The 23867-nt window shown below is 48.2% G+C and carries 22 protein-coding genes; 3 read left to right on the top strand and 19 right to left on the bottom strand.

Translation table 11 applies throughout. The features are described from left to right. Positions 1-77 precede the first annotated feature (77 nt). Complete coding sequence (locus MHM89_RS08585) at positions 78-1208, bottom strand: bifunctional tRNA (adenosine(37)-C2)-methyltransferase TrmG/ribosomal RNA large subunit methyltransferase RlmN (protein ID WP_022943790.1); 1131 nt, start codon at positions 1206-1208, stop codon at positions 78-80. Positions 1209-1377: 169 nt separating this feature from the next. Next, the gene (ndk, locus tag MHM89_RS08580; protein ID WP_130148693.1) at positions 1378-1809 is read right to left on the bottom strand and encodes a nucleoside-diphosphate kinase; all 432 of its coding nucleotides are present in this window, start codon (positions 1807-1809) and stop codon (positions 1378-1380) included. A 287-nt stretch (positions 1810-2096) separates the two neighbouring features. Here ndk and yegQ point away from each other — a divergent pair, with 287 nt between their 5' ends. Continuing rightward, a complete protein-coding gene (gene yegQ / locus MHM89_RS08575; protein WP_022943788.1) occupies positions 2097-3452 on the top strand; it encodes a tRNA 5-hydroxyuridine modification protein YegQ in 1356 nt (451 codons plus the stop codon). On the opposite strand, the gene MHM89_RS08570 is transcribed toward yegQ, so the two are convergent. Genes MHM89_RS08570 through MHM89_RS08560 form a run of 3 tightly spaced genes read right to left on the bottom strand, consistent with a single transcriptional unit; the run spans position 3433 to position 8174 of the window. After that, positions 3433-5211 carry a sugar phosphorylase gene (locus MHM89_RS08570; protein ID WP_239408603.1) on the bottom strand — a complete coding sequence of 593 codons (1779 nt, stop codon included), beginning with the start codon at positions 5209-5211 and terminating at the stop codon, positions 3433-3435. The genes yegQ and MHM89_RS08570 overlap by 20 nt on opposite strands. 1 nt (position 5212) lies before the next feature. Further along, positions 5213-6454 carry a glycosyl transferase gene (locus MHM89_RS08565; RefSeq protein WP_239408602.1) on the bottom strand — a complete coding sequence of 414 codons (1242 nt, stop codon included), beginning with the start codon at positions 6452-6454 and terminating at the stop codon, positions 5213-5215. Continuing rightward, on the bottom strand, positions 6447-8174 hold the full coding sequence (locus MHM89_RS08560) for an HAD-IIB family hydrolase (protein ID WP_239408601.1): 1728 nt from the start codon (positions 8172-8174) through the stop codon (positions 6447-6449). The genes MHM89_RS08565 and MHM89_RS08560 overlap by 8 nt, the downstream gene beginning before the upstream one ends. Positions 8175-8432: 258 nt before the next feature. Here MHM89_RS08560 and MHM89_RS08555 point away from each other — a divergent pair, with 258 nt between their 5' ends. Then, positions 8433-8702 carry a YfhL family 4Fe-4S dicluster ferredoxin gene (locus MHM89_RS08555; RefSeq protein WP_152440252.1) on the top strand — a complete coding sequence of 90 codons (270 nt, stop codon included), beginning with the start codon at positions 8433-8435 and terminating at the stop codon, positions 8700-8702. A gap of 1 nt (position 8703) precedes the next feature. Here the strand turns inward: MHM89_RS08555 and MHM89_RS08550 are convergent, their stop codons facing one another. The 13 genes from MHM89_RS08550 to trmJ form a co-directional block, all read right to left on the bottom strand. After that, positions 8704-8946 carry a hypothetical protein gene (locus tag MHM89_RS08550; protein ID WP_138509400.1) on the bottom strand — a complete coding sequence of 81 codons (243 nt, stop codon included), beginning with the start codon at positions 8944-8946 and terminating at the stop codon, positions 8704-8706. 279 nt (positions 8947-9225) lie between these two features. Next, entirely contained in the window at positions 9226-10602 is a 1377-nt protein-coding gene (locus MHM89_RS08545; RefSeq protein ID WP_239408600.1) for a Gfo/Idh/MocA family oxidoreductase, read from the bottom strand. A 128-nt stretch (positions 10603-10730) separates the two neighbouring features. After that, positions 10731-11804 carry an aminoglycoside phosphotransferase family protein gene (locus MHM89_RS08540; protein WP_239408731.1) on the bottom strand — a complete coding sequence of 358 codons (1074 nt, stop codon included), beginning with the start codon at positions 11802-11804 and terminating at the stop codon, positions 10731-10733. Between the two features lie 4 nt (positions 11805-11808). Beyond that, positions 11809-12714, bottom strand: a complete 906-nt coding sequence (locus tag MHM89_RS08535; protein ID WP_239408599.1) for a sugar phosphate nucleotidyltransferase — start codon at positions 12712-12714, stop codon at positions 11809-11811. A 114-nt stretch (positions 12715-12828) separates the two neighbouring features. Continuing rightward, positions 12829-14262 carry an NAD-dependent succinate-semialdehyde dehydrogenase gene (locus tag MHM89_RS08530; RefSeq protein WP_239408598.1) on the bottom strand — a complete coding sequence of 478 codons (1434 nt, stop codon included), beginning with the start codon at positions 14260-14262 and terminating at the stop codon, positions 12829-12831. A 75-nt stretch (positions 14263-14337) separates the two neighbouring features. After that, positions 14338-14676: an ISC system 2Fe-2S type ferredoxin gene (gene fdx / locus MHM89_RS08525; protein WP_022943778.1), complete on the bottom strand. Its 339-nt coding sequence runs from the start codon at positions 14674-14676 to the stop codon at positions 14338-14340. A 3-nt stretch (positions 14677-14679) separates the two neighbouring features. Next, positions 14680-16542, bottom strand: a complete 1863-nt coding sequence (gene hscA / locus MHM89_RS08520; RefSeq protein ID WP_239408597.1) for a Fe-S protein assembly chaperone HscA — start codon at positions 16540-16542, stop codon at positions 14680-14682. A gap of 30 nt (positions 16543-16572) precedes the next feature. Continuing rightward, entirely contained in the window at positions 16573-17097 is a 525-nt protein-coding gene (hscB, locus tag MHM89_RS08515; protein ID WP_022943776.1) for a co-chaperone HscB, read from the bottom strand. An 88-nt stretch (positions 17098-17185) separates the two neighbouring features. Beyond that, positions 17186-17509 (bottom strand): iron-sulfur cluster assembly protein IscA, encoded by a 324-nt coding sequence (iscA, locus tag MHM89_RS08510; protein WP_022943775.1) that lies wholly within the window; start codon positions 17507-17509, stop codon positions 17186-17188. A gap of 11 nt (positions 17510-17520) precedes the next feature. Beyond that, positions 17521-17904, bottom strand: a complete 384-nt coding sequence (gene iscU / locus MHM89_RS08505; RefSeq protein WP_022943774.1) for a Fe-S cluster assembly scaffold IscU — start codon at positions 17902-17904, stop codon at positions 17521-17523. A 35-nt stretch (positions 17905-17939) separates the two neighbouring features. After that, positions 17940-19157: an IscS subfamily cysteine desulfurase gene (locus tag MHM89_RS08500; RefSeq protein WP_045980587.1), complete on the bottom strand. Its 1218-nt coding sequence runs from the start codon at positions 19155-19157 to the stop codon at positions 17940-17942. A gap of 30 nt (positions 19158-19187) precedes the next feature. Beyond that, a complete protein-coding gene (iscR, locus tag MHM89_RS08495; protein ID WP_022945495.1) occupies positions 19188-19679 on the bottom strand; it encodes a Fe-S cluster assembly transcriptional regulator IscR in 492 nt (163 codons plus the stop codon). Between the two features lie 202 nt (positions 19680-19881). Beyond that, entirely contained in the window at positions 19882-20613 is a 732-nt protein-coding gene (trmJ, locus tag MHM89_RS08490) for a tRNA (cytosine(32)/uridine(32)-2'-O)-methyltransferase TrmJ (RefSeq protein ID WP_022945496.1), read from the bottom strand. A gap of 206 nt (positions 20614-20819) precedes the next feature. On the opposite strand from trmJ, the gene suhB reads away from it, so the two are divergent. Further along, positions 20820-21623, top strand: a complete 804-nt coding sequence (gene suhB, locus MHM89_RS08485; protein ID WP_022945497.1) for an inositol-1-monophosphatase — start codon at positions 20820-20822, stop codon at positions 21621-21623. Between the two features lie 74 nt (positions 21624-21697). Here suhB and MHM89_RS08480 read toward each other — a convergent pair whose 3' ends face one another. Beyond that, positions 21698-23791, bottom strand: a complete 2094-nt coding sequence (locus MHM89_RS08480) for a TonB-dependent receptor (protein WP_152440245.1) — start codon at positions 23789-23791, stop codon at positions 21698-21700. Positions 23792-23867: the final 76 nt, after the last annotated feature.

The raw sequence follows: 23867 nt of genomic DNA, 5'->3' as shown, positions 1-23867 counted from the left end.
AATTCCGTTATTGCACCTATATTACCGAAAAGCCCTTTTGTTTCATCTATTTTTTAACAAAAGGGCGATATTTTCTGTTATTGAGCCACATTTATAGCGATAGCGCTCTTTTCTCGCTCTTTTCTCTTGGCCAAACGTTTGGTTCTATCAACCACATCACCCACCAGCTGACCACATGCGGCGTCGATATCATCGCCTCGGGTACGACGCACGATGGTGGTAATACCGGCCCCTTGCAGTACCTTCGAGAAGCGGTCGATACGACTGTTGCTTGAGCGCCCGTAATCATTGCCTGGGAAAGGGTTAAAAGGAATCAAGTTAACCTTCGATGGCGTGCCTTTAAGTACTTTCACTAATTCATGGGCATGATCGGTGCTGTCATTGACTTCTTGCAGCATCACATACTCAATGGTGATGTCTTTATTCGCTTTTGAACCATCAATATAACGGCGACACGCCGCTAAAAACTCTTCAATAGGGTACTTTTTATTAATCGGCACTAGCTCATCACGCAATTCGTTATTCGGAGCGTGTAAGGAGATAGCCAAGGCCACGTCTATTTGCTCTTTTAACAAATCAAGCGCTGGAACCACACCTGAAGTACTCAAGGTAACGCGACGCTTCGATAAACCAAACGCCCAATCATCCATCATCAATTCCATCGCCGGAACCACGTTTTTCAAATTCAGCAGTGGCTCTCCCATGCCCATCATCACCACATTGGTGATTGGACGGCGGGTGCTGTCACCGTGCAGACCAATGTCACGAGCCACACGCCATACCTGACCGATGATTTCAGAAACCTTGAGGTTACGGTTAAAGCCCTGTTGTGCGGTCGAGCAGAAAGTACATTCCAATGCACAACCCACTTGCGACGATACGCACAAGGTGGCGCGATCTTTTTCCGGGATCCAAACGGTTTCGACCTCTTGGCCACCATCGAGTAGCAAGGCATATTTGATAGTGCCATCGCTGGATGGCTGCTTTACCGAAATTTCCGGGGCGCGAATCTCACACTCAGCACTCAGTCGCGCTTTGAGTTTCTTATTGAGATTGGTCATGTCGTCGAAATTGTCGATGCCAAAATGGTAAATCCACTTCATCACCTGATCGGCGCGGAACGGCTTTTCACCAATGGATGCGAAATACTCGCGCATTCCTTGGCGATTAAAATCGAGTAAATTGATTTTTTTCTCAGTCGTGGCCATGAACAAACCTCTATCAGGTGACGGATAAAACGAAGGTGGCAAATTGTACACAATTTAACCATTATAGCAATTCCTTAGCACACTGGCTGCAGTGCCAATAAACTAAGGAATTACAAGGACAAGAAAAGGGCCCGAAAGCCCTTCCCGCGACTGTTGTCGTAGCTCGAAATTAACGAGTACGAGGACAGATTTCTTCTTCAGCGAAGAAGTAAGCGATTTCGCGAGCCGCAGACTCTGGCGCGTCAGAACCGTGTACTGCGTTTTCGTCGATGCTTTCTGCGTAGTCAGCACGTAGTGTGCCAGCAGCCGCTTCCGCAGGGTTAGTCGCACCCATGATTTCGCGGTTTTTACGGATTGCATCTTCACCTTCAAGAACTTGCACCATTACTGGGCCAGAAGTCATGAAAGAAACAAGGGCACCGAAGAAAGGACGCTCTTTGTGTTCAGCGTAGAAGCCTTCAGCTTGCTCTTGTGATAGGTGAACCATTTTTGATGCAACGATCTTAAGACCTGCAGTTTCGAAACGGTTGTAGATTGCACCGATGTGGTTTTTAGCTACCGCATCAGGCTTAACGATAGAGAAAGTGCGCTCTAAAGCCATGTTTTGCTCCAAATAACGTTAAATTTTAAGTGTTAAACTTTACCGGGCGCGAATTATACGCGCTTTGGCGTGAAAATCCTACTACATTGTTACGCCCGTGAGCTTAGTGAATAAACAAGTCAGGGCGATGACAACCCCGTTTCGGTGATGATGTGCTCTACCGCCCTACTGTGCTTAGTGCGTTGACGCAATAGCAAAAGCTGATCCATATCAAACCATCCTAGCGCCCTCACCGCTACACTGCCGAGCTATTTTTTCACTGACCTGGACTCAGTTAAGGAATCATTATGTCTGTATTTTCACCAGAGCTGCTCAGCCCTGCGGGTAGTTTAAAAAATATGCGCTACGCCTTTGCCTATGGCGCAGATGCCGTCTATGCGGGACAGCCTCGCTATAGTTTGCGAGTTCGAAACAACGAGTTTAACCTCGCTAACCTCGAGCTTGGTATAAATGAGGCCCACCAGCAAAATAAAAAACTTTATGTGGTTTCTAATATTGCGCCGCACAACGCCAAAATAAAAACCTATTTGCGCGATATAGAGCCGGTTATCGCCATGAAGCCCGATGCCCTGATCATGTCTGACCCGGGGCTTATTATGTTGGTGAGAGAAAAATGGCCTGATATGCCCATTCACTTGAGTGTTCAAGCCAACGCCGTGAATTATGCCAGCGTGCTGTTTTGGGCCAAACAGGGAGTTGAGCGGGTGATTCTATCGCGCGAGTTATCACTGCAAGAGATTGCAGAGATCCGCGAACTGTGTCCTAACACCGAATTAGAAGTGTTTGTCCATGGCGCGTTATGCATGGCGTATTCAGGGCGCTGCTTACTCAGTGGCTACATCAACAAACGCGACCCCAACCAAGGTACTTGCACGAATGCCTGTCGCTGGAGCTACGATGTGCAACCGGCCACCGAAACGCCGACCGGTGATGTGGTGCATAAGGTGGACCCAACACTTGGGTTGGGTGCGCCTACCAATGAGGTATTTATGCTTGAAGAACAAGGCCGCCCGGGGGAGTATATGCCAGCATTTGAGGATGAACACGGCACCTACATCATGAACTCCAAAGACCTGCGCGCCGTGCAGTATGTGGATGCGCTGACGCGTATGGGCGTTCATAGTCTTAAAATAGAAGGCCGTACTAAATCGTTCTATTACGTTGCACGCACGGCTCAGGTGTACCGCCAAGCCATTGATGACGCCGTCGCTGGCAAGCCATTCGACGCCAACTTACTGCGCAGTCTCGAGCATCTCGCCCACCGAGGCTATACCGAGGGCTTTTTAAAACGCCATGCGCACCAAGAGTATCAAAATTATGACTATGGCCACTCTATTTCTGATTCACAGCAGTTCGTTGGTGAGGTGCTTGGTCGAACCGCGAATGGCTTAGCAGAAATAGACGTTAAAAATAAATTTTGTACCGGCCACTCATTGGAGTTAATGACACCTAAAGGCAACGTGCATTTTAACTTACAACACATGGAAAACACCAAGGGCGAGCGTATTAGCGATGCAAAAGGCTCTGGCCATCAAGTGCGTATTCCCATCCCCGAGGATATCGACCTTGAACACGCCATTTTGATGCGTAACTTAGAAAGTGGTCAAGATACACGCAACCCGTTTAAGTCGTCGTGTTCGTAAGCCATATGGCTTGATAAGGGCGCATGCTCAGGCATGTGCTCATGTCTTTATAGACAATGTCACTGAGCAAATCGCACCACGGCTGGGTGTTCACCAAGTTTAAATCTTCCAGTGACAAGGTTTGTGGCTGATTGCTAATGTTAAACAGACAAAAAATACTTTGTTGGCGGTCGGCGCTTTGCCGCCAAAAGCCGAAAATTTCTTGGCCAAGGTGCAAAGTAAACTGCGTTGCATTGGGGTGAAAGGCTTTTTGCTTCCCGCGTATCTTAAGCAAATTCAACATACCACGATGCACCTTTTGGTGATGGCTATGTGGATCGGCCAATTTGGCCTCTAAGTCATGCCAGTGCCAACGATGGCGATTAATGGCACGATTATGCTGGGTATTATTAAAACGCTCATAGTCGTTTTCGGTCCCCGTGAGCGAGTGAATATACACACCGGGAATTCCCTCCAGTGCCAACATAATGGCATGAGCACATAGAAATCGCGCCACAGCAAAGTTATCTGGCCCCTGCTGCGCTCCCTGTAAGGCATCAAACAACGCGATGTTGATTTCATAAGGCGCTAACGTACCGTCATTTTGTGTGCGCCAACTCACCTTGGCACCAAAGCGCTGCATACAGGCCACCAGAGCATTAATTTGCACGGTATCTAACAGGCCCTCTGCTGGGCGCAGGCCAATGCCGTCATGGGAGGCTATAAAGTTAAAATAGGCCGTACCATCTTGGGCGGGGGGCATCCGCATCATCCACTTTTTCAGTGCTGTGCAGTCACCGGTAGTCAAGGTGTGTAATAACAAAGGAGGTAAAGAGAAGTTATAAATGCAATGCGCTTCATTGGCATTACCAAAATAGGAGAGGTTTTGCTCATTGGGAATATTGGTTTCAGTAATGATAATAGCCTGTGGCTGCACATGTTCTATCAAAGTGCGAAGCAGACGCACCACTTCATGTGTTTGCGGCAAATTAATGCAGGAAGTTCCGGGGACTTTCCATAAGAAGGCCACCGCATCGAGGCGAAATAAACGTACTCCGTTGTCGAGATAAAAGCGGATAATCGCCACAAACTCTCGCAACACCTGCGGGTTAGCAAAATCAAAGTCCACTTGATCATGACTAAAAGTGCACCACACATGTTGCTCACCCGCTGCCGTACGCACCTTGTTGAGTAGCTCAGATGTGCGTGGACGCACCACGTCGTCTAGATTGTCACTGACATTGGCCGTTTTAAAATAACCCTTTCCGGGGGCAACGTTAGCAATAAAGTTACTAAACCACAGGCTCTTACTGGAACAATGATTGATCACTAAATCGGCCATCAGCCGGTAATCTTTGCTGATATCGTTAATATGCTGCCAACTGCCAAGGGCCTCATTGACTTGCACGTAATTCATCACCGCAAACCCCTCGTCTGACGAGTAAGGGTAAAATGGCAAAATATGCACCGAGTTAATGGCGCCTTCGGTGTAGGTATCGAGAAATTGTTTCAGTGTATACAAAGGCGGTTCAGTGGGCAGCGTATGGGGTTCATGAGCCTGAGTTTTATTCACCGAGTCGCCATAACAAATCAACACCGCATCCCGTTCATCCCAGCGACTTTTATGAGGTGTGGGCTGGCGAACCACATCACCTTTAAGCATCAGTTCAAGCAATTGTGCCGCGAGCTCCTGACATTGCGCATCATCAAGAATACCGGCGTAAATGATCGCTAAATGGTGGGTGACACGTTGCTCAAACTGACGCTGGCGAGAAGTCATACTACCCCGCCTTGCGTATGTGTGCGCTGAACTGCTGATTATCAAGCTCAACCGCTTCACGTAATCGGGCAAACACGTCAGGCATTGCCGACACTACGCGGTTCCAGCTGGGCACGAAAGGCGCTTCCATCGGGTGCTCTAAAAAATGTTGCCCGGCATGCACAATATTTTGCGCGAACATTTCCACCGCCTTTTCTTCTTGGTGAATATCGAGGCTTAAACCATTCATAAGCGCATCATTATGATAGGTTTCGACAAAATCCAAGGCAATGCGGTAGTAAGTTGCTTTCAGTGAGCGAATGGTTTCGGTGGTAAAGGTTTCCCCTTGGGTGGCAAGCTTGCGAAATAGCGCTTTGGTAATATCCACCGACATTTTTGATAGCCCAGCGTTTCTATCTTCCAAGGAAAGATCTTGGTGTTTGTGGTCATAGGTTTGGGCAATATCGACTTGGCATAAACGGTTATGAGCGTAGTTACGGTACATCTCCGAAAGCACGCCAATCTCTAAGCCCCAATCACTGGGGATACGAATATCATTGAGCACATCGCGGCGAAACGAAAACTCCCCCGCTAAGGGGTAGCGAAATGAGTCCATGTACTCGAGGTAATCGGTACTACCTAATACCGTTTTGAATGAGCGCAGCAGTGGCGTCACCAATAAACGCGAGACTCGGCCATTGATTTTTCCTGCCGCAGTACGGGCATAAAAGCCCTTACAGAACTCATAGTTAAAGCGTGGGTGGGCCACAGGGTAGATAAGCCGAGCCAGCAGTGCACGGTCATAGGTGAGAATGTCGCAATCATGTAAAGCGATAGATTCAACTTTTGATGCAGCAAGGGTATAGCCCATGCAATACCATACATTACGCCCCTTCCCTAACTCCTTAGGGGCCACACCAAGGGCCTGTAGCTCACTATCCAAGGCACGTAAACGCGGGCCATCATTCCATAGTACCCGGTGTTTTTGCGGCAATTTGTCGAAGAATGTCAGCGCATGACGGTACTGTTGCTCGTCTGCTCGGTCCAGGCCTATGATGATTTCATCGAGATAAGGCACTTGCTGCAGGTGATTCACTATGTTTCCTAACGCGGGGCCTTCGAGTTCGGAAAAAAGCGATGGCAGAATAAGACCCATGGGCCGTTCTTGGGCAAATTGCACCAACTCCCCTTCAAGTTCAGCGACCGAACGCTGAGAAATATTGTGGAGTGTTGTGACAATGCCATTTTGATGAAAATCAGCCATGGTTACGCACCTCATCTGCTGCTAGTTGCTCTTTGATCAGCGCTAAACTACTGAGCGTTTCCTGCCAACCTCGCGGCCCGGCATGAACACTGAATAACGCGCTGCGTTTTTTTAAAATCGGGGCTGTGTTTTCGCTGTTCGCAATAACTATCGCAGTGTCTGCCGCCTCTAGCATTGCCACATCATTATGGCTGTCGCCCAGGGCGATGCTGTGCAGTGGGCAACTATATTGCGGCGCCAGCATCTGCATCACATAGTGCAGCGCTTTGCCCTTGTTCACTCCCAGACTCAGGTGCACAAAGCGCCCACCGCGCAACACTTCACATCCTAATTTCTGCGCCGCCAGCGTGAATTGGTGTAACACCTCGTCACTACCTTGCCAGTAAAGCGGATCGCTGTAATGGCGCGTTTGCGCTTGTGTTAATGCCTCGCCAGTGAGGCCAGTTAAGGCACTTAAGCGCTTAGACGATAGTTGACTAAAAGAACGAAAGCTGTCACCGAATTGTTCTGCCAAAGCAGAAATGCACTGTTGTAAGGTCTCTAAAGGCGGGGCAAAGGGCATGATCCAGTAGTTATCGCACTGCTGAGCAGCTTTAGGTGGTGTAATAAAGTGCCCTTTGGGCACATACAGAGCGGCGCCATTTTCGCAAATAAAGGGCAAGTCAAGGTGTAAAGCCTGGCACAGCGCACGGATTTCCGCCGCTGTTTTACTGGAATTAACGATCACTGGCACCTGCGCCTGATTCAAAGCATTGAGTAAGGGCTTCGCCTCATCACACTGATAGCTATGATGATCTAATAAAGTGCCATCCAAATCGGTAAAGACCACCGGAAATGCCGACCCCTGAGTGGCTAGTTTATTATCGCATTGGTAAATGTGTCGTGTGTTATCAAGGTGATAAACTACATCACAGTGCGCGGGTAAGTGAGCTAAACAATGGCGGGTTAAGCGCTCAAAATAGCTAATAAAGGATTTGACTCCTTGCTCGTCGAGAGTGTGCTCACTGGCTCCATGGCGGGCAATAAGATGCTGCTCTTGCTGCCAACGCCACGCTTGCACAGCATCAAAGCTGGGCGCTTTCAACATGATGCGAATATCAGCGGCGTTGAAAACCGCTTGATACTCATTGGCCAAACGGGAATTCACACAACGCCGCCAGCGGCCATCTGGATCTTGGTTCTGCTCTAGACTATTAACCGCGACGTTAAGCTCACACGGGCTTTGTGGCTGCGCACCAACACACCAGCCTTCAAGAATAAACACATCGATGGGGCGCTCAAAGCAAGGCCAATTCACTAACGGCTCGCGGTCATCGGTGGCTTTATTGAATCGCGGCACTCGGATACCACGAGCTCCGTCTTGAACTTGTGCGATCACTTTATTGAGCAGTGCAATATCATGGGTGCCCGGCACACCTCGGGTGGCAAACAGCGGGTGCACTGACTGTGCTAACTGTTCACGTACCGCTCTTGGAAAGTAGAAATCATCTATAGAGCACGCGCAGGTATGCAAAGCAAAGCGCTGTTGTAATGCTTGCGCCAAGAACGCTGCTAAGGTGCTTTTACCCGACCCTTGCGCACCATTTATGGTGATAAACAACGCCTGTCGAGGTTGCTTACTATTTGCTAACTGCTGCGCCAGCGGCATGAAGTGGTGCTGAATTTGCAATTTATAACTCGACTGCAACTGTTGCGCTGATATAAATTTTTCAATATCCATGCCGTGCTCACACAAGGTTCGATTGTAACTATGAAGGTAATCTGCAGGACTTAGGCCAAATTGTAAAAGGCGGCCTTTTCATAAGGTTAGTAAATAAGCGAAGAGTAAGCGCACCAAAAAAGTGCAAAAAGGAGGGATTATGCGCTGCTATCGCACTTTGTTTTAGATCAAGCAAAGTAGTAAAACGATAACTAAAAGGCTGTGCTTGAACCACGTTTTTTGTACTATCGCGTCCGCGCTGAAACAAGGGGAGTCGTGATGGCTTTATTAATCAACGATAAGTGTATTAACTGCGATATGTGTGAGCCCGAGTGCCCTAATGGCGCTATTTTTATGGGCGAAGAAATCTATCAAATCGAGGCGAGTAAATGCACTGAGTGTGTTGGTCACTATGATCAACCAACCTGCGTGCAAGTATGCCCTATTGATTGCATAAAACCAGACCCTGCACATCAAGAGAGTGTGGAGCAGCTTGCCGATAAGTATGTACGATTAACCGAACAAACTGCCCACTACGGCAACACATAAATTACGACCGAGGCGCAGATGTATTGCCTTGCTCTGCGGTATTCACATCATCATCAAGTGCTTGCTCTAGCAAATTAGAGACACTCGCTCGCAGTGCTTCACGTTGCGCTTGTACAAAATTTTCAAGTGCTTGCTCAGCCGCTTGTTTAACGGCTAATTCCACCTCTTCGGCTAGACTGGCTGCTTGAGTAGAAAAGCTCAATGTCATTACAGTAGTGATAAGTGCGATACGTGCGAATTTCATAGTTGTATTCCTTTTTCAGTTTAATTAAAGCATCTTTTGATACGCTTACTGTAGGAATATCAAGGTCCGTGCCAAAAATTTAAATACTTAATTATCAATGACTTAAATATTTAACACGCATTTTATTCGTAGCTAAGCTGTCCGTCTGTGGACACGTATGCGTCCGCAATCGGACACTTTTGTTGTATCAGCTTGCTTATCACCGCAACCAAAAACAGCCATTGCTCGATAGACTCACCCCAACAGGTTCAGTATCAAGCTATCGAAGTTAAAGAGGGGTTAAGCGCCAACAATCCCCAATGGTGTGGCACTTTCCCAGGCACCACGAGTAAAGTCAGGAATACTCAAGGACTCACTGCGATTAGCCACCGACTGCGCAGATAAGGGAGAGATCACTGACCACGCGGCGCCATCGTATACATCTTGATCCAATGGTTCACCATTGCGCAGACAGTAGATCATGCGCCAAAACATCAAGAAATCCATACCACCATGGCCACCATTATGCTCTGCTTGCGCACCCATTTTTTGCCATAAGGGATGATCGTATTTGTCATACCATGGCTGCATGTCGTACTCCCACTCATGGAAGCTTTTGTCGCCCCCTTGCTCCAGAGCGATGCGATTAGGGAAGCCGGCAAACACGCCGTTGGTTCCTTGGATAAGATTATGACGACTATAAGGGCGAGGAGTGGTGGTATCGTGCTGGACCATAATACTGCGCCCTTTAACGGTTTTTATCAGCGTGGTATTCATATCGCCAGCTATGAATTCCATTTGATTACGCGAGTGTTCGGGGGGAAATTCGCGCTGTGCATACGCAGCACGTCCTAATGCTGGGGAACTCATAGAGGTGAGGTAATCAAAACGATCGCCACGATTGATATTCATGTATTGCGACACCGGACCTAAACCATGTGTTGGATACAAGTTACCATTACGTTTGGTGTGCCATGCAGTACGCCAAGAGCCGGTCTTATGGGTGATCTCTTTCATTTGCCAACGCAGCTCATGAATGTACGCAGCTTCACCATGGAGTAACTCACCAAATACGCCTTGGCGCACCATATTTAACACCATAAGCTCATCGCGACCGTAATTGACGTTTTCCATCATCATACAGTTCATTTGCGTGCGCTCAGCGGTATCCACCAGCTCCCACATTTCTTCTACAGTCAACGCCAGTGGCACTTCAACAAACGCGTGCTTGCCGCTTGTCATGGTATCGATAGCCATCGGCGCATGCCATTGCCAGGGCGTAGAAATAATAACAATATCAATGTCATCGCGTGCGAGCATATCGCGATAAGCATAGTCACTATCGCCGTAGGCAGTGGGCTTAGGTTGACCGTTATTAACAACGAACTGGACGCTGCGCTCCAGCACTTCTTGGTGGGTATCGCAGATGGCTTTGATTTCGGTGCCTGCAATGGCACTCATGCGCTTTACATGGCCGTAGCCTCGTTGACCAACGCCGATAAAGCCGACCCGAACAACCTCCATTTTAGGTGCCACCAAACCGATCACTGAGCTGCCTTGGCGTGCAGGCGTCACTGCTCGTTGTGAACTGGCACAGCCAGCCAAAGAGGCGGTTGCCGCCCCAGCGGCAACCGCGCCTGCGGCCTTAATGAAATCGCGTCGATTAAACTGCTTCATAATCTATTCCTTGGTAAATGCGTCACTAGCACGCTATCGCAAAGCGGTTGGCTAGGCAAAAGGAACAGGATGAATAACGGGCTGGTTGGAGCTGTCGTCAGCTGAGATAACGCGACGACAGCAAAAAGCTAAGCGTGATCGATCAGTGTTTTCAGAGTGTCGGTGTTATTGATGAGATCGCGATACAAGGCAAACTGATTGTTTGCTCTGTCCAAATTATGCTCGGGGTACTTAGTGGCAAAGTACTTATCGCCATTAATATAATCAGTTAAAAAGCGTACACCAATCATAAATGGCATCACTTGCGCACCGAGCCAAAAACTGCGCTTTTCCTGTACCGTGATCAGCCCTTTTAATGGCTCAATATAACCTTCAACAATAGCGGCAAATATATTTTTACGCACTCGCACGTTACTAAGCTCGGTACTGTCTTCGGGTTCAGGCGAGCAAAAGGTACGGACCATATCACCGAAATCAAATAACCAATAACCTGGCATACAGGTATCAAGGTCAATGACCGCCTTGGCCTGATCGGTTTTGTTGCTAAAGAGCATGTTATTTATCTTGGTGTCGTTATGACATGGACGCACTGGAACACAGGTCACAAGTTCTGCCAATTGGTGCACAAGATGGGTTTGCTGTTGGCAAAAGGCTAATTGCTCATCCACCTTTGCTACACGCCCTTGGCTATCCGCTTGCACCGCTTGCTCGAGCATGTCCAAGCGCATTGCTAAGTTATGAAAGTCCTTAATCACCGGATAAAGCTGCTCGGCGTCGAAATCCTCAAGCGCTGCTGCAAATTGACCGAACGCATTAGCCGCGACCCTCGCTTGGCTTGGTGAGCGCACCACTTCCTCGCTGTAACTACCACCGATAAACTCCAATGCACGCCATTTCTCACCGTTGATATCGAGTAGGTAGCGCTGATCTGTAGTGGCTACATGTTTAATAATATCAAGCTGATATTGTTGTTTACGATGCTTTTTAAGCAAGTGCTGTTCGATTTTACGGGCATTCGCGACCAGCTTATCAGGCTTAGGAAACACATCGGTATTGAGGCGTTGTACCACGACCGCGCCGTGAGCATGTTTCAATAACATGGTGGTATTAATGTGACCATTACCAATGGGATTTAAACTAAGCTGGGTCGGCTCAAAGCCGAACTGGTGCGCCAATAACTGCGCATGAGAGTCTGTATTCATAGGTTCAATCTTGAGTGCCGCTTCGCTCATTGCTTAATCCCTTGAGCTGTTTTATTTTTTTTGCGATTACAGCGAGTTCATCTTTATAAGTCATGCCGAGCCAGGGCTGTGTGGCAGGGTAAACATCAACGGTCGCCAAATGATGGTCAATGCAATATTGTATTTGATCGGGAAGATAATACTCTTTTTTGACACCGTTGTCAGTGCGCGCCAAAAAGTGCTCGAAATTATCCGCTAACACATCAAATAATGCTCGCCCTACACCCCAAAAGGTCATTGACGCGAGCGCTCCTGAATCAATTTGTAACCTTTCATCCTTATCATTATAGCCGACAAGTTCGTCATCAACGTTTTGAATATTAAGCACTTCATCAACACGTTGAAGTTGATTATGGCTGTTAAGCTGACAGATCCCCCGATTCACGCCGCCCTGCTCACTACAGGTACTCACCACCGGGTAAGCAACACAGGCCCAGTGCTCACTCTGCTCAAAGTGTGCCACCACTTGCTGATAGGCGTGCTCACCATAATAGTCATCGGCGGTGATCACGATGGCTTTATCCCTCACCTTGTCTCTCGCACATAGCAAAGCATGGCCAGTTCCCCAAGGCTTATTGCGCTCATGTACTAAGTGAGCATAAGCCGCTGGTACATCACTGATATGTTGCTCGACCAAGTCAACACTCATGTCCTTTGGTAATTGCGGTAATATATGCTCGCACAGCGTCGCCCGTACTTGTTGGTTAATGACCAATACTACATGGCGCACCCCCGCCCTATAAGCGTCTTCAATACTCAATTGCATTATAGTCTTTTGCAAACCCGGCAATACCGCCACCTGCTTGGCGCCACCAAAACGACTCCCTAAGCCGCCAGCAAGAATAACTAAACTTAGCGTTGCTGCACTCATATTCGTCCAATTACTACGACAAAAGGTAGAGTGTACAGATAACTGAGGGAGTTGAGCAAATAGTTGGGAGGGAATCCAGATGAGGCGCGTTTGCACGCGCCCCCACTTAAGCTGTTAATCAAGGTTGAGACACAAATACTTCTCTTCGAGGTACTCTTCTAACCCTTGGTGCCCCCCTTCACGGCCAAGACCAGACTGTTTCACCCCGCCAAAGGGTGCTACAGGATTAGAAATGAGTCCTTCATTGATACCTACCATGCCATATTCAAGCGTCTCTGCGACCCGGTGTATCTGGGCTATATCTTGACTGTAAAAATACGCCGCTAAGCCATAGGGGGTGTCATTAGCCTGCTGTAGTGCCTGTTGCTCGTCTTTAAAAGTGGCAACCGTGAGCACTGGGCCAAAGATTTCCTCACGACTGATACGCATCTCACTGGTAACATTACTCAATAACACTGGCGCCACAAAATTTCCTTCAAGACTTTGGCGCTCACCCACTAAGGTCGCGCCTTCTTGCAGCGCCGAGTCGATAAGCTCATTCACTTTAGTTTTGGCTTGTGGGTAAATAAGCGGGCCAATATCAACACCCTCTTCGGTGCCTGGCCCCACCTTTAATTTGGCCACTCGCTGCTGTAACTTGGCAAGTAACTTGTCGGCAATGCGTTCGTCAGCTAAAACACGATTAACGCACACGCAGGTCTGCCCAGCATTGCGAAACTTACTGGCAATGATGCCATCAGCCGCCTTATCTAAGTCGGCACTGGCGAACACCAATAAAGGCGCGTTGCCCCCCAGCTCCATAGAGGTGCGCTTAATGGTATTCGCGCATTGTTTTAGCAGCTGGCTGCCGACCTGGGTTGAGCCAGTAAAGGTGAATTTACGCACCGTTTCGCTGGCCGTAAGTTGCTCCCCAACCGCTTTAGCATCATCACTAAGCAGAACATTAAAGGCGCCCCGAGGGAACCCCGCTTGATGCGCCAAGTGAGCCAGAGCTAACGCGCACAGTGGTGTGTGTTCTGAGGGCTTAAGCACAAAGCTACAGCCCGCCGCATAAGCAGGTGCAACCTTACGAGTGATCATGGCAATGGGAAAGTTCCACGGGGTAATGCCAGCAACCACACCAACGCCTTGCTTAATAACACTAATGCGATGTTCAGGCTTGCTAGCTGGAATAATTTCACCATAGCTACGTTTGGCTTGCTCAGCAAACCATTTTACGAACCCGGCACCATACGCGACCTCACCTTGCGATTCGGCTAACGGCTTACCCTGCTCCAGCGTCATCAGCTCAGCAAGGCTGTGTTGATGCTTCATAATCAACTCATACCAACGGTAGAGTACTTCGCTGCGCTGCTCAGCAGTGGTTGTTTTGAGATCTTTAAAAGCACGTTGTGCACTCGTTATTGCCTGCTCTACCTGAGAAGGGCTCACCCTTGAGGCACGCACTATCTCGCTCCCATCGGCGGGGTTAGTTACGGCAAACTCCCCCTCTCCTTTTAGCCATTGCCCATCAATAAATGAGTGTTGAAATATCCAAGCTGAATCCATAACGCGCCTCCAAAACAAAAAAGCCGCTGAAGATAAATTACAGCGGCTTTTTGCATAAATTAAGTTCGAACCAAATTAATGCTCTTCATTAACGATGTTGAGGTTGTATTTGGGAATTTCAACCACTAAGTCTTCGTCATGAATTTTGGCTTGGCACCCAAGGCGTGATTCGGCCTCAAGTCCCCAGGCTTTATCAAGCATGTCATCTTCAAGTTCATCACTTTCTTCTAAAGAATCAAACCCTTCGCGGATCACCACGTGACAGGTAGTGCAGGCACAAGATTTTTCGCAAGCATGGGGAATACTGATGCCATTTTTCAGTGCCACATCAAGGACTGTTTCGCCCTCTTTTGCCTCTAAAGCCGCGCCATCGGGGCACAATTCATCATGGGGTAAAAAGATAATCTGTGGCATTGCTTATACCTCGTCTACTGACTGGCCCGTAAGAGCCTTTTTAATGGATGCATCCATACGGCGCGCAGCGAACTCGCTGCTGGCCGCATCAACTTTCTCAATTGCTTGTTTAATTTGCTGTGGCTCATCGGCCTGACTGCTAATTTCCGTGAGCTCCGCCATGGCTGCTCGCAGCGCATTCAACTCTTGCTCATCAAGCAAGTGACTGTCGGTTGCCAATGAAGCTTCTAGTGCCTCAACAACCCGTAGCGCCTCTACTTGCTGCTCTTTAAGCATACGCGCTTGCATGTCCTCTTTCGCGTTGCTCATTGACGATGTAAGCATCTCGGCAACCTGATCATCAGATAGACCATAAGAAGGTTTGACCTGAATCTCTGCTTGCACACCGGTGGATTTTTCCATCGCCGTCACACTGAGTAAGCCATCAGCATCAACATTAAAGGTAACCCGAATGTGCGCTGCACCAGCGGCCATGGGCGGGATTCCTTTTAAGCTAAATTTCGCCAGAGAACGACAATCGTCAACCAGCTCTCGCTCGCCCTGCAAAACATGTAACGACATGGCTGTTTGCCCATCTTTGAACGTGGTGAACTCTTGCGCCCGTGCAACCGGAATTGTGGTATTGCGGGGAATGATTTTCTCCACCAAGCCACCCATGGTTTCTAATCCTAAAGACAGCGGCAACACATCAAGCAATAACATATCAGAGTCAGGCTTATTACCGACTAAAATATCGGCTTGAATCGCAGCGCCGACGGCAACAACACGATCTGGGTCAATGCTGGTTAATGGCTGTTTGGCAAAAAACTCGGCCACTTGCTCACGCACTACCGGCATTCGAGTCGAGCCACCGACCATCACCACTTCGAGCACTTCTTCGTTGCTGATTTGGGCATCTTTTAACGCCCGGCGACAGCTGCGTAAGGTTTTCTTAACCAGCGGCTGTGCCAGCTCGGCAAACTGTTCACGGGTCACGGTAACGGTATGAGATTGACCATCAAATTCCAATACCACATTCACTTTGCCATAGCTTGTCAGTGCTTCCTTACAGGCTTTGGCTTTATTGATAAATAACCGTAAGGTATTGGCCGTTAATTGCGTAACGCCGGTCTGCTGCTTAAAGTAATCCACCAGCAAAGAATCAAAGTCATCGCCGCCCAAAGCGGAGTCGCCACCGGTTGCCAGCACTTCAAACACGCCTTTGTTTAAGCGCAAAATAGAGATATCGAAGGTACCGCCACCGAGATCATAAACGGCAATCACCCCTTCTTGGCCCGAATCTAAACCGTATGCCACCGCTGCTGCGGTTGGTTCATTTAGTAAGCGCAACACTTTTAGCCCTGCTAATTGAGCCGCATCTTTGGTGCTTTGGCGCTGGGCATCATCAAAATAGGCAGGCACGGTGATCACCGCCCCGGTGATGCCCTCACCGCCGAAGCTTTGCTCGGCGCGGTTACGCAATGCTTTGAGAATCTCACTGGAAGCTTGTACTGGGCTAACATCGCCTTGACGAGTGTGAATATGCAGGCTGTTATTGGTATCAGTGAACTGATACGGCAGCTGGCCGTAACTGGCTTCGATTTCCGCTTGGGTCTTACCTAAAAAGCGCTTAACCGAGATCAGCGTATTATGAGGGTCATCTGCAGCGTGCTGCTGCGCGTCAGTGCCGACGACCACGTCTTGCTCTAAATAACGCACAACAGAGGGTAAAATGGCCTCACCTTGCTCATTAGCTAAGGTTTTTGCCTCGCCGCTTTGCACCGTAGCAACAAGCGAGTTGGTGGTGCCTAAATCAATTCCCACAGCGAGTTTATGTTCATGTGGTGCCGCGCTTTGCCCCGGCTCAGCGATTTGCAATAATGCCATGTAATCTAAAAAACCTTTTCGTTTAATGCGCTAGTCAAATAACTCATCTTCAATGCGTTCTAGTTCGTCTCGTAACTTGTAGACAAACTTCAGTTTGCGCACGTCATCTGCAGCCTTGTGCCATTGTGCTGAATCGTCGCTCGCTAACAGCGTCGCGAGTTCATTGCTGTATTGCTTATCTAAGGCAGCAATATGCTTTTCAAACTCAGCGATGGCCGCATCCGGATCGCTGGCTGATTGCAATTCTTCAAGCTCTTCACGGAGCTCCATTTGCTGCATCAAAAATTCAGGGTCTTGCAGCGTCTGCTGTTCGCCGCGTAGGTCCACCCCAAGCTCAGCCAGCATATACTCTGCGCGCTTTACTGGGTGCTTAAGCGTTTGCAACGCATCATTGATTTCCGCTGTTTTTTGCACGGCGACGAGCTTATCTCGCTCACTGCCACCACTGTGTCTGTCTGGGTGAGCAGCACGTTGCAATTCTAAATAGCGCTCATTAATTAAGGTTAAATCAACCGTAAAGCTGACTGGAATAGAAAATAGTTCAAAATAACGCATTGGTTAAACCCTATAATGAAAAGCCCTACATTGGGTAGGGCTTAAAAACGTGCGATGCACACCGCTTCGGCGTACTCACTGCTGGTTATTAAACAGTGAAGCTCTCGCCGCAGCCACATTCACCACTTTGGTTCGGGTTATTAAACTTAAACCCTTCATTCAACCCTTCTTTGGTGAAGTCCAGTTCAGTGCCATCAATATACACCAGGCTTTTTGCATCAATGATCAGGGTTACGCCCTTGTCTTCGAAGGTTTGATCTCCTTCGCTGAGCTCGTCGACAAACTCTAGCACATAGGCAAGCCCCGAACAGCCGGTGGTTTTAATCCCCACGCGCAAACCTATGCCCTTGCCACGGTTTGCGAGGAAGGATTTAACTCGGTCTGCTGCTGAGTCTGTTAAGGTGATTGCCATATACTGCCGCCTTATTTGTCTTGCTTGCTCTTGTAATCTTTGATTGCTGCTTGGATTGCATCTTCCGCTAGGATTGAACAGTGAATTTTCACTGGTGGTAACTCTAGCTCTGCACTGATGTCGGTATTTTTGATAGTCGCCGCTTCATCTAAAGTTTTGCCTTTCACCCATTCGGTGACCAGCGATGATGATGCGATTGCACTACCACAGCCATAGGTTTTGAACTTAGCGTCTTCGATGACACCTGTATCAGATACCTTGATTTGCAACTTCATAACGTCGCCACACGCAGGTGCGCCGACCATACCAGTTGCAACGCTGGGATCGTTTTTGTCTAGAACGCCCACGTTACGTGGGTTTTCAACATGATCAATTACTTTATCACTGTATGCCATAACTTTTACCTCGCTACCTTGTCATTCGCCAAGGCTTAATGATGTGCCCATTCAACCGATTCTAAATCAATCCCTTCTTGGTGCATCTCCCACAATGGAGACATTTCACGCAAGCGGCCAATGGACTCTTTAATAAGTTTTACGGTGTAATCGATTTCCTCTTCAGTGGTGAAACGACCAATACTGAAGCGAATCGAGCTGTGTGCTAGCTCATCGTTACGACCTAGTGCACGCAGCACGTAAGACGGCTCCAAGCTTGCTGATGTACAGGCTGAGCCAGAAGATACGGCAATGTCTTTCACTGCCATTAACAGCGACTCACCCTCAACAAAGTTGAAGCTAATGTTGGTAATACCAGGAACCGATTGCTCCGGTGCACCGTTAAAATACACTTCGTCCATGTCATTCATAATGCCGTCAATTAAACGCTGACGCAGGGCACTGATGTGTGCATGGTCTTTATCAAAGTCCTGTTTGGCATAGCGGAATGCCGCGCCCATGCCAACGATTTGATGCGTTGCCAGCGTGCCCGAGCGCATACCACGCTCATGACCACCACCGTGCATTTGCGCTTCTAAACGCGCACGTGGCTTACGGCGCACATACAATGCACCAATGCCTTTGGGGCCATATACTTTGTGGCCAGAAAATGACATGAAGTCGACTTTCAACTCTTGTAAGTCAATTTTCACCTTACCGGCGCTTTGAGCGGCGTCGACATGGAACATAATTTTACGTTCGCGACACATCTCACCGATGGTGGCGATATCTTGAATGACACCAAGTTCGTTATTTACGTGCATCACGCTCACCAAAATGGTGTCGTCACGCATTGCTGCTTCCAGCTTTTTCAAATCAAGTAGGCCGTTTTCTTCAACGTCCATATAAGTCACTTCAAAGCCCTGACGCTCAAGCTCACGACAGGTATCGATCACCGCTTTGTGCTCGGTACGCACGGTAATCACGTGCTTACCTTTTTTCTTATAAAAGTTAGCGGCGCCTTTAATAGCTAGGTTATTCGATTCAGTCGCACCTGAAGTAAATACAATTTCACGGGCATCGGCGTTGATTAAATCGGCAATGTCGTGACGCGCCTGATCGACCGCTTCTTCCGCTTGCCAACCGAAGCGGTGTGAACGCGATGCGGGGTTACCAAAATTACCTTCCATTGTCAGGCATTGCATCATTTCTTCGGCAACGCGCGGGTCCACCGGCGTTGTTGCTGCATAATCTAAATAAATCGGTAACTTCATTACTTTCTCCGCTTACGGCAACCTAGTTGCTTACAGTTGACAGCTGACTTGAATATTTTCTAACTTGCTAATGGCATCATTAAGCTGTTTATCTTGGCGATCGGCCACTTCTTTAATGTCAGATTTGCTGACTAACTCAGATAAACTAATACCATGTAAAAACTCTTCTATGCGCTGACTTAAGTCAGACCACAAAGTGTGGGTCAAACAGCGCATGCCGCTTTGACACCCACCATCAGCGCCATGACAACGAGTGGCATCCACCGACTCATTAACCGCACTGATAACATCGCCGACCGAAATAGCACCGGCTTCTTTACCTAGTAAATAACCGCCGCCTGGACCGCGCACTGAGGTCACTAACCCTTGCTTACGTAGGCGAGCGAATAATTGTTCAAGATAAGATAATGAGATTTCCTGCCGCTGTGAAATATCGGCAAGGGGAACGGGCCCTGCATCGGTGTGCAGCGCAACATCGAGCATCGCGGTAACCGCATATCTGCCTTTGGATGTTAACTTCATATCGCCCCCATACTCTTCAAGAGTGTGAATTTTAATTACCTGAGTATTAGAGTCAAGTATTTACTGGAAGTACTTGAGTAAAATACTCGGGTATTGACTGTCATTGTAATTACCTGAGTAAAATAGTCAAGTATTAACCTGCAGTGTATAGAGGGATCACGAGCGCCCCTTTACAGTGGCGCTCTAGTGACGTTTCTGAGTATCAGTCTTGGTTGTTTTGCTGTTTATCTACGGAAGTCAGCATACCGCGCAGAATATTGAGCTCTTGTTGCTCTGGGCGGGCACGGTTAAACAAACGTTTTAGTTTTGTCATCACCTGGCCAGGGTGCTGTTTGATGATAAATCCGGTGTTGCTAAAGGTACTTTGCAAGTGTTCATAGAAGCGCTGCATTTGTTCGTTGGTGGGGTACTCGTTGTCGTCTTGTTCGACCGCTTGCTCTTGAGTATCTAAAAACTGCATGCGCGTCTCATAACACAGAGTTTGTACCGCCATGGCTAGGTTCAATGAGCTGTAATCTGGGTTCGCAGGAATACAGACATGGAAATTACATAGCTGCAACTCTTCGTTGGTTAAGCCGCTGTTTTCACGACCAAAAACCAATGCCACAGGGCTGCTCTCGCCCTCTTTAACAAGTTTTTCACCGCATTGACGAGGGTCGACCATCGGCCAGCTCAAAGTGCGAGAACGGGCGCTAGTGCCTATGGCCAATACACAGCCTTCAAGTGCTTGCTCTAGCGTATCGACCACCTGAGCCTGCCCTAAAACATCCGTAGCTCCAGCTGCGAGTGCGCTGGCATGACTATCAATTTCACAGGCTGGGTCAACAAGATAAAGGTTACTAAAACCCATGGTTTTCATTGCTCGAGCCGCCGAGCCAATATTACCTGAATGCGAGGTGTTAACCAAAACGATGCGAATGTTCTCAAGTGCCATAGTACGGTGTTTATTCTTTAGTAAATTACAATACGCCGTAGTTTATCATAACCCTAGATAGAGAGCCGCTGAAAAATTTTTATAAGCAAAACAGCACTGCACAAAAAATCATCAGGTTATTTTTACTCGCGTATTTACTTTAGTTGAAAAACCGCTAGAATACGCCGGCTCGAAATATTGTTCTTTTACAACCCAAAGGTAATGCTATGCATCCGATGTTAAACATTGCGATTCGCGCTGCGCGAAACGCAAGCAAGGTGATTTTGCGCGCCTGTGAAGATTTATCAAAAGTAGAAGCCAGCCAAAAAGGCAGCAATGACTTTGTAACCAGCGTTGATAAAGAGGCGGAAGCCGTTATTCGCGAAACCATCTTAAAATCTTACCCTAACCACAGTATTATAGGGGAAGAGTTAGGCCAACATAATGGCACTGATGCTGACTACCTTTGGGTGATCGATCCCCTCGATGGCACCACTAACTTCATTAAAGATATCCCGCACTTCTGCGTCTCTATTGCCTTAAAGGTAAAAGGCCGTATCGAACAGGCCGTTGTCTATGATCCTATCCGTGGTGAGCTTTTCACTGCAAGTCGAGGTCAAGGCGCGCAACTTAACAGCAAGCGTATTCGTGTTAGTAACGCTAAAGAGCTTTCTGGCACAGTGCTAGCCACAGGCTTCCCATTTAAGCAAAAGCATCACATGGATGCATACATGGAAGCGTTTAAATCGCTATTTGTATACACTGCCGATATTCGTCGCGCGGGCTCTGCCGCGTTAGATATGGCCTATGTGGCGGCAGGCCGTGTTGATGGCTTCTTTGAGATTGGTTTGAAGCCTTGGGATACCGCTGCCGGTCAACTATTGGTAAAAGAAGCCGGTGGTTTGGTGATGGATTTTGCTGGCGGTGCTAACCACGAGAAAAGCGGTAATGTGATCTGCGGTTCACCAAAACTCGCTAAAGCAATTGTAAAAGAGATTCGCCCGGTATTAACAGAGTCATTACTGAAGTAATGTCGTGACCGGCGCTTGAACTATCAAGCATAATAGAAAAAACGCGAGCTTAGGCTCGCGTTTTTTATTGCTCTCTAAAAACCGTAGTTAAAGCTGACGCCTGCAACTCTTGGCTCGGCATATTGCACGTAAGTTTGCGCGATGTAACCATTCACTGGGTTATTGCCGAATTTAAAGCCGCGATTGTAGTAGTCTTTATCTAGGGCATTGCGCACCCAGAAGTTCACTCCCCAATATTCGGCTTGGTAGCCAACACTGGCATTAACAAGGTTGTAGCTCGGCGACTTCGAATTATGGCTATTTGAGAAATAGTATTCGTCTTTGCCTTCTACCCCTAAGTTCACGAATAGCGCGTCGGTGATGTCAAAACGGGCGTTCAATGCATACTGATAATGGGGCGCTTGCGCTTGATCGCGGTCACTTTGATCAACGCCCTCAGCGGTAACAAAACCATCGATTTCACTGTCCAGTGCACCGACACTGCCCGTTAAGGTTAAGCGCTTAGAAACAGCATACTCGCCTTCAATTTCAAGGCCGTAGTTTTCGCCGCTGTTGCCGTTATCAAAGTAGCCTGCGAACTGCTGGTCTTCGGTTTTCCAGGCCTTTAGCTGGATATTATCGCGATACATATAAAACGCGGTGATGCGCAAATTAAGGCGCTTATCGGCTGAGCTGCCCTTCACGCCGAACTCAGCATTCCATAAGTACTCTGGGTCGAAAGTGCGATGGTTTAAGAAAAAATCAGCATCTTGGCTTAACCCTTCATCATTGGCCTTGGCGATGGCTTCGGCATTGATACCACCGGCTTTGTAGCCTCGGCTGATACTGGTATAAATCATCGTTCTCGGCACTACTTGATACTCAAGTGCCACTTTTGCACCGACCATGGTGTCGTCCACATTCTCGACGACCGCAGCGGAGTCACTGTATTGGCCCTCATTGCGCTCTACGCGAAGTCCCGTGACCAACCGCGTTTTGTCGCTGATAGGCGTTTCTATTTGCCCATATAAGGCAATATTTTCACTGTCATAGGTCGATGTGAAATCACCGGCATTCCAGGTGTACTGGCGCAATAAGTCAACATCGCGAGATTGGTAATATAGCCCAGTGACCCAATTCCCCGCTTTACCGCTAAGTTGTAGCTCTGCAGTGTAATCTTGACGGTCACGTTGATAACTGTCAGTGGAGCTGTAAGCGTAGGGATGCAAGCCCTCTAAACACAACGCTGGCTGCTCGGGGTCATTACACACCCAATCTTCATCGTAACTATACAAAAGGTCAGCGTCTAAACCGGTTAAGTTAAATTGCACATCGGCAAAGTTAAAGCCACTGTAGATGTTGCTCAGCCCCACAGCTACACTCTCTTGAGTATCTTTACCGGGCTCATCGGCCACACTGATACGGGAATTATCTAAGGTGAACGCATCATAGCCGTTATCAATATCCATATAATGAGCAACGAGTTCCGTACGCCAATGCTCTGTAATTTGCGAGTGCAGCTTTATGCGGGCGACTTGTTCATCAATATTTTGACTGTTGCTATCAAGGTATTGGTTATCAACATAGCCGTCTGACTTATTTTGATAGAAGCTCGCGCGCACACTGCTTTTTTCACCAAACCCGGTGCCTGCAGCAATACCAGCATCCCACGCATTGTAGTTACCCGCACCGAGCTTCACCTTAACACTAGGCTCCAAGGTTGGCTCAGCGCTTTCCATGTGGATCATCCCCGCGAGCGCATCGGCGCCAAAACGCGTGCCTTGTGGGCCTCGATAAATCTCTACTTGGTCAACATCAAACAGCATTGCGGCGCCGCCAAGGCCGGAATAATTAATACCATCAATCACCACTCCGACCGATGGATTAACAGGGTCAACAAACTGCGAACGCAAGCCGATACCACGAATTTGCACAAACTTACCGCGCGACGCGCCGGCAGTAAAATTCACATTGGCAGCTTGGTTAAGTAGCTCATCTAAATATTTGGCTTCGCGGGAGGCAATATCGGCCTCGGAGAACAAGCTTGCGCTAGCGCTAAGCTCTTGGATTGATTCGCTTTTAAAGTCACCCGTTACAATGATCTTTTCAATATCACTTTCATCAGCGTGTGCACTGAGACTCAAACTTTGAGCCACGGCACAGGCCAGCAAACATAGACGTGCATTCATGCGCAGCTTGGCATCCCTAGTGGATTAAAAAAGGAACACCGAGTCTAGCAAAATCAGGCTATTAAATGAATATCTG

Origin of the sequence: Pseudoalteromonas sp. CNC9-20, assembly GCF_022347875.1 — a bacterium.
GTDB lineage: Bacteria > Pseudomonadota > Gammaproteobacteria > Enterobacterales > Alteromonadaceae > Pseudoalteromonas > Pseudoalteromonas ruthenica.
This window is presented reverse-complemented; position numbering and strand designations above follow the sequence as displayed.

Bases quoted from the DNA above. Each gene is read 5' to 3' on its own strand.
- MHM89_RS08540 (WP_239408731.1), bottom strand. From the start codon at position 11,804: ATGAATACAGACTCTCATGCGCAGTTATTGGCGCACCAGTTCGGCTTT.
- iscA (WP_022943775.1), bottom strand. From the start codon at position 17,509: ATGGCAATCACCTTAACAGACTCAGCAGCAGACCGAGTTAAATCCTTC.
- MHM89_RS08500 (WP_045980587.1), bottom strand. From the start codon at position 19,157: ATGAAGTTACCGATTTATTTAGATTATGCAGCAACAACGCCGGTGGAC.
- MHM89_RS08565 (WP_239408602.1), bottom strand. From the start codon at position 6,454: ATGGCTGATTTTCATCAAAATGGCATTGTCACAACACTCCACAATATT.
- trmJ (WP_022945496.1), bottom strand. From the start codon at position 20,613: ATGGCACTTGAGAACATTCGCATCGTTTTGGTTAACACCTCGCATTCA.
- suhB (WP_022945497.1), top strand. From the start codon at position 20,820: ATGCATCCGATGTTAAACATTGCGATTCGCGCTGCGCGAAACGCAAGC.
- hscB (WP_022943776.1), bottom strand. From the start codon at position 17,097: ATGCGTTATTTTGAACTATTTTCTATTCCAGTCAGCTTTACGGTTGAT.
- MHM89_RS08535 (WP_239408599.1), bottom strand. From the start codon at position 12,714: ATGAGTGCAGCAACGCTAAGTTTAGTTATTCTTGCTGGCGGCTTAGGG.
- MHM89_RS08530 (WP_239408598.1), bottom strand. From the start codon at position 14,262: ATGGATTCAGCTTGGATATTTCAACACTCATTTATTGATGGGCAATGG.
- ndk (WP_130148693.1), bottom strand. From the start codon at position 1,809: ATGGCTTTAGAGCGCACTTTCTCTATCGTTAAGCCTGATGCGGTAGCT.
- MHM89_RS08555 (WP_152440252.1), top strand. From the start codon at position 8,433: ATGGCTTTATTAATCAACGATAAGTGTATTAACTGCGATATGTGTGAG.
- MHM89_RS08585 (WP_022943790.1), bottom strand. From the start codon at position 1,208: ATGGCCACGACTGAGAAAAAAATCAATTTACTCGATTTTAATCGCCAA.
- MHM89_RS08545 (WP_239408600.1), bottom strand. From the start codon at position 10,602: ATGAAGCAGTTTAATCGACGCGATTTCATTAAGGCCGCAGGCGCGGTT.
- fdx (WP_022943778.1), bottom strand. From the start codon at position 14,676: ATGCCACAGATTATCTTTTTACCCCATGATGAATTGTGCCCCGATGGC.
- hscA (WP_239408597.1), bottom strand. From the start codon at position 16,542: ATGGCATTATTGCAAATCGCTGAGCCGGGGCAAAGCGCGGCACCACAT.
- iscR (WP_022945495.1), bottom strand. From the start codon at position 19,679: ATGAAGTTAACATCCAAAGGCAGATATGCGGTTACCGCGATGCTCGAT.
- yegQ (WP_022943788.1), top strand. From the start codon at position 2,097: ATGTCTGTATTTTCACCAGAGCTGCTCAGCCCTGCGGGTAGTTTAAAA.
- iscU (WP_022943774.1), bottom strand. From the start codon at position 17,904: ATGGCATACAGTGATAAAGTAATTGATCATGTTGAAAACCCACGTAAC.
- MHM89_RS08550 (WP_138509400.1), bottom strand. From the start codon at position 8,946: ATGAAATTCGCACGTATCGCACTTATCACTACTGTAATGACATTGAGC.
- MHM89_RS08570 (WP_239408603.1), bottom strand. From the start codon at position 5,211: ATGACTTCTCGCCAGCGTCAGTTTGAGCAACGTGTCACCCACCATTTA.
- MHM89_RS08560 (WP_239408601.1), bottom strand. From the start codon at position 8,174: ATGGATATTGAAAAATTTATATCAGCGCAACAGTTGCAGTCGAGTTAT.
- MHM89_RS08480 (WP_152440245.1), bottom strand. From the start codon at position 23,791: ATGAATGCACGTCTATGTTTGCTGGCCTGTGCCGTGGCTCAAAGTTTG.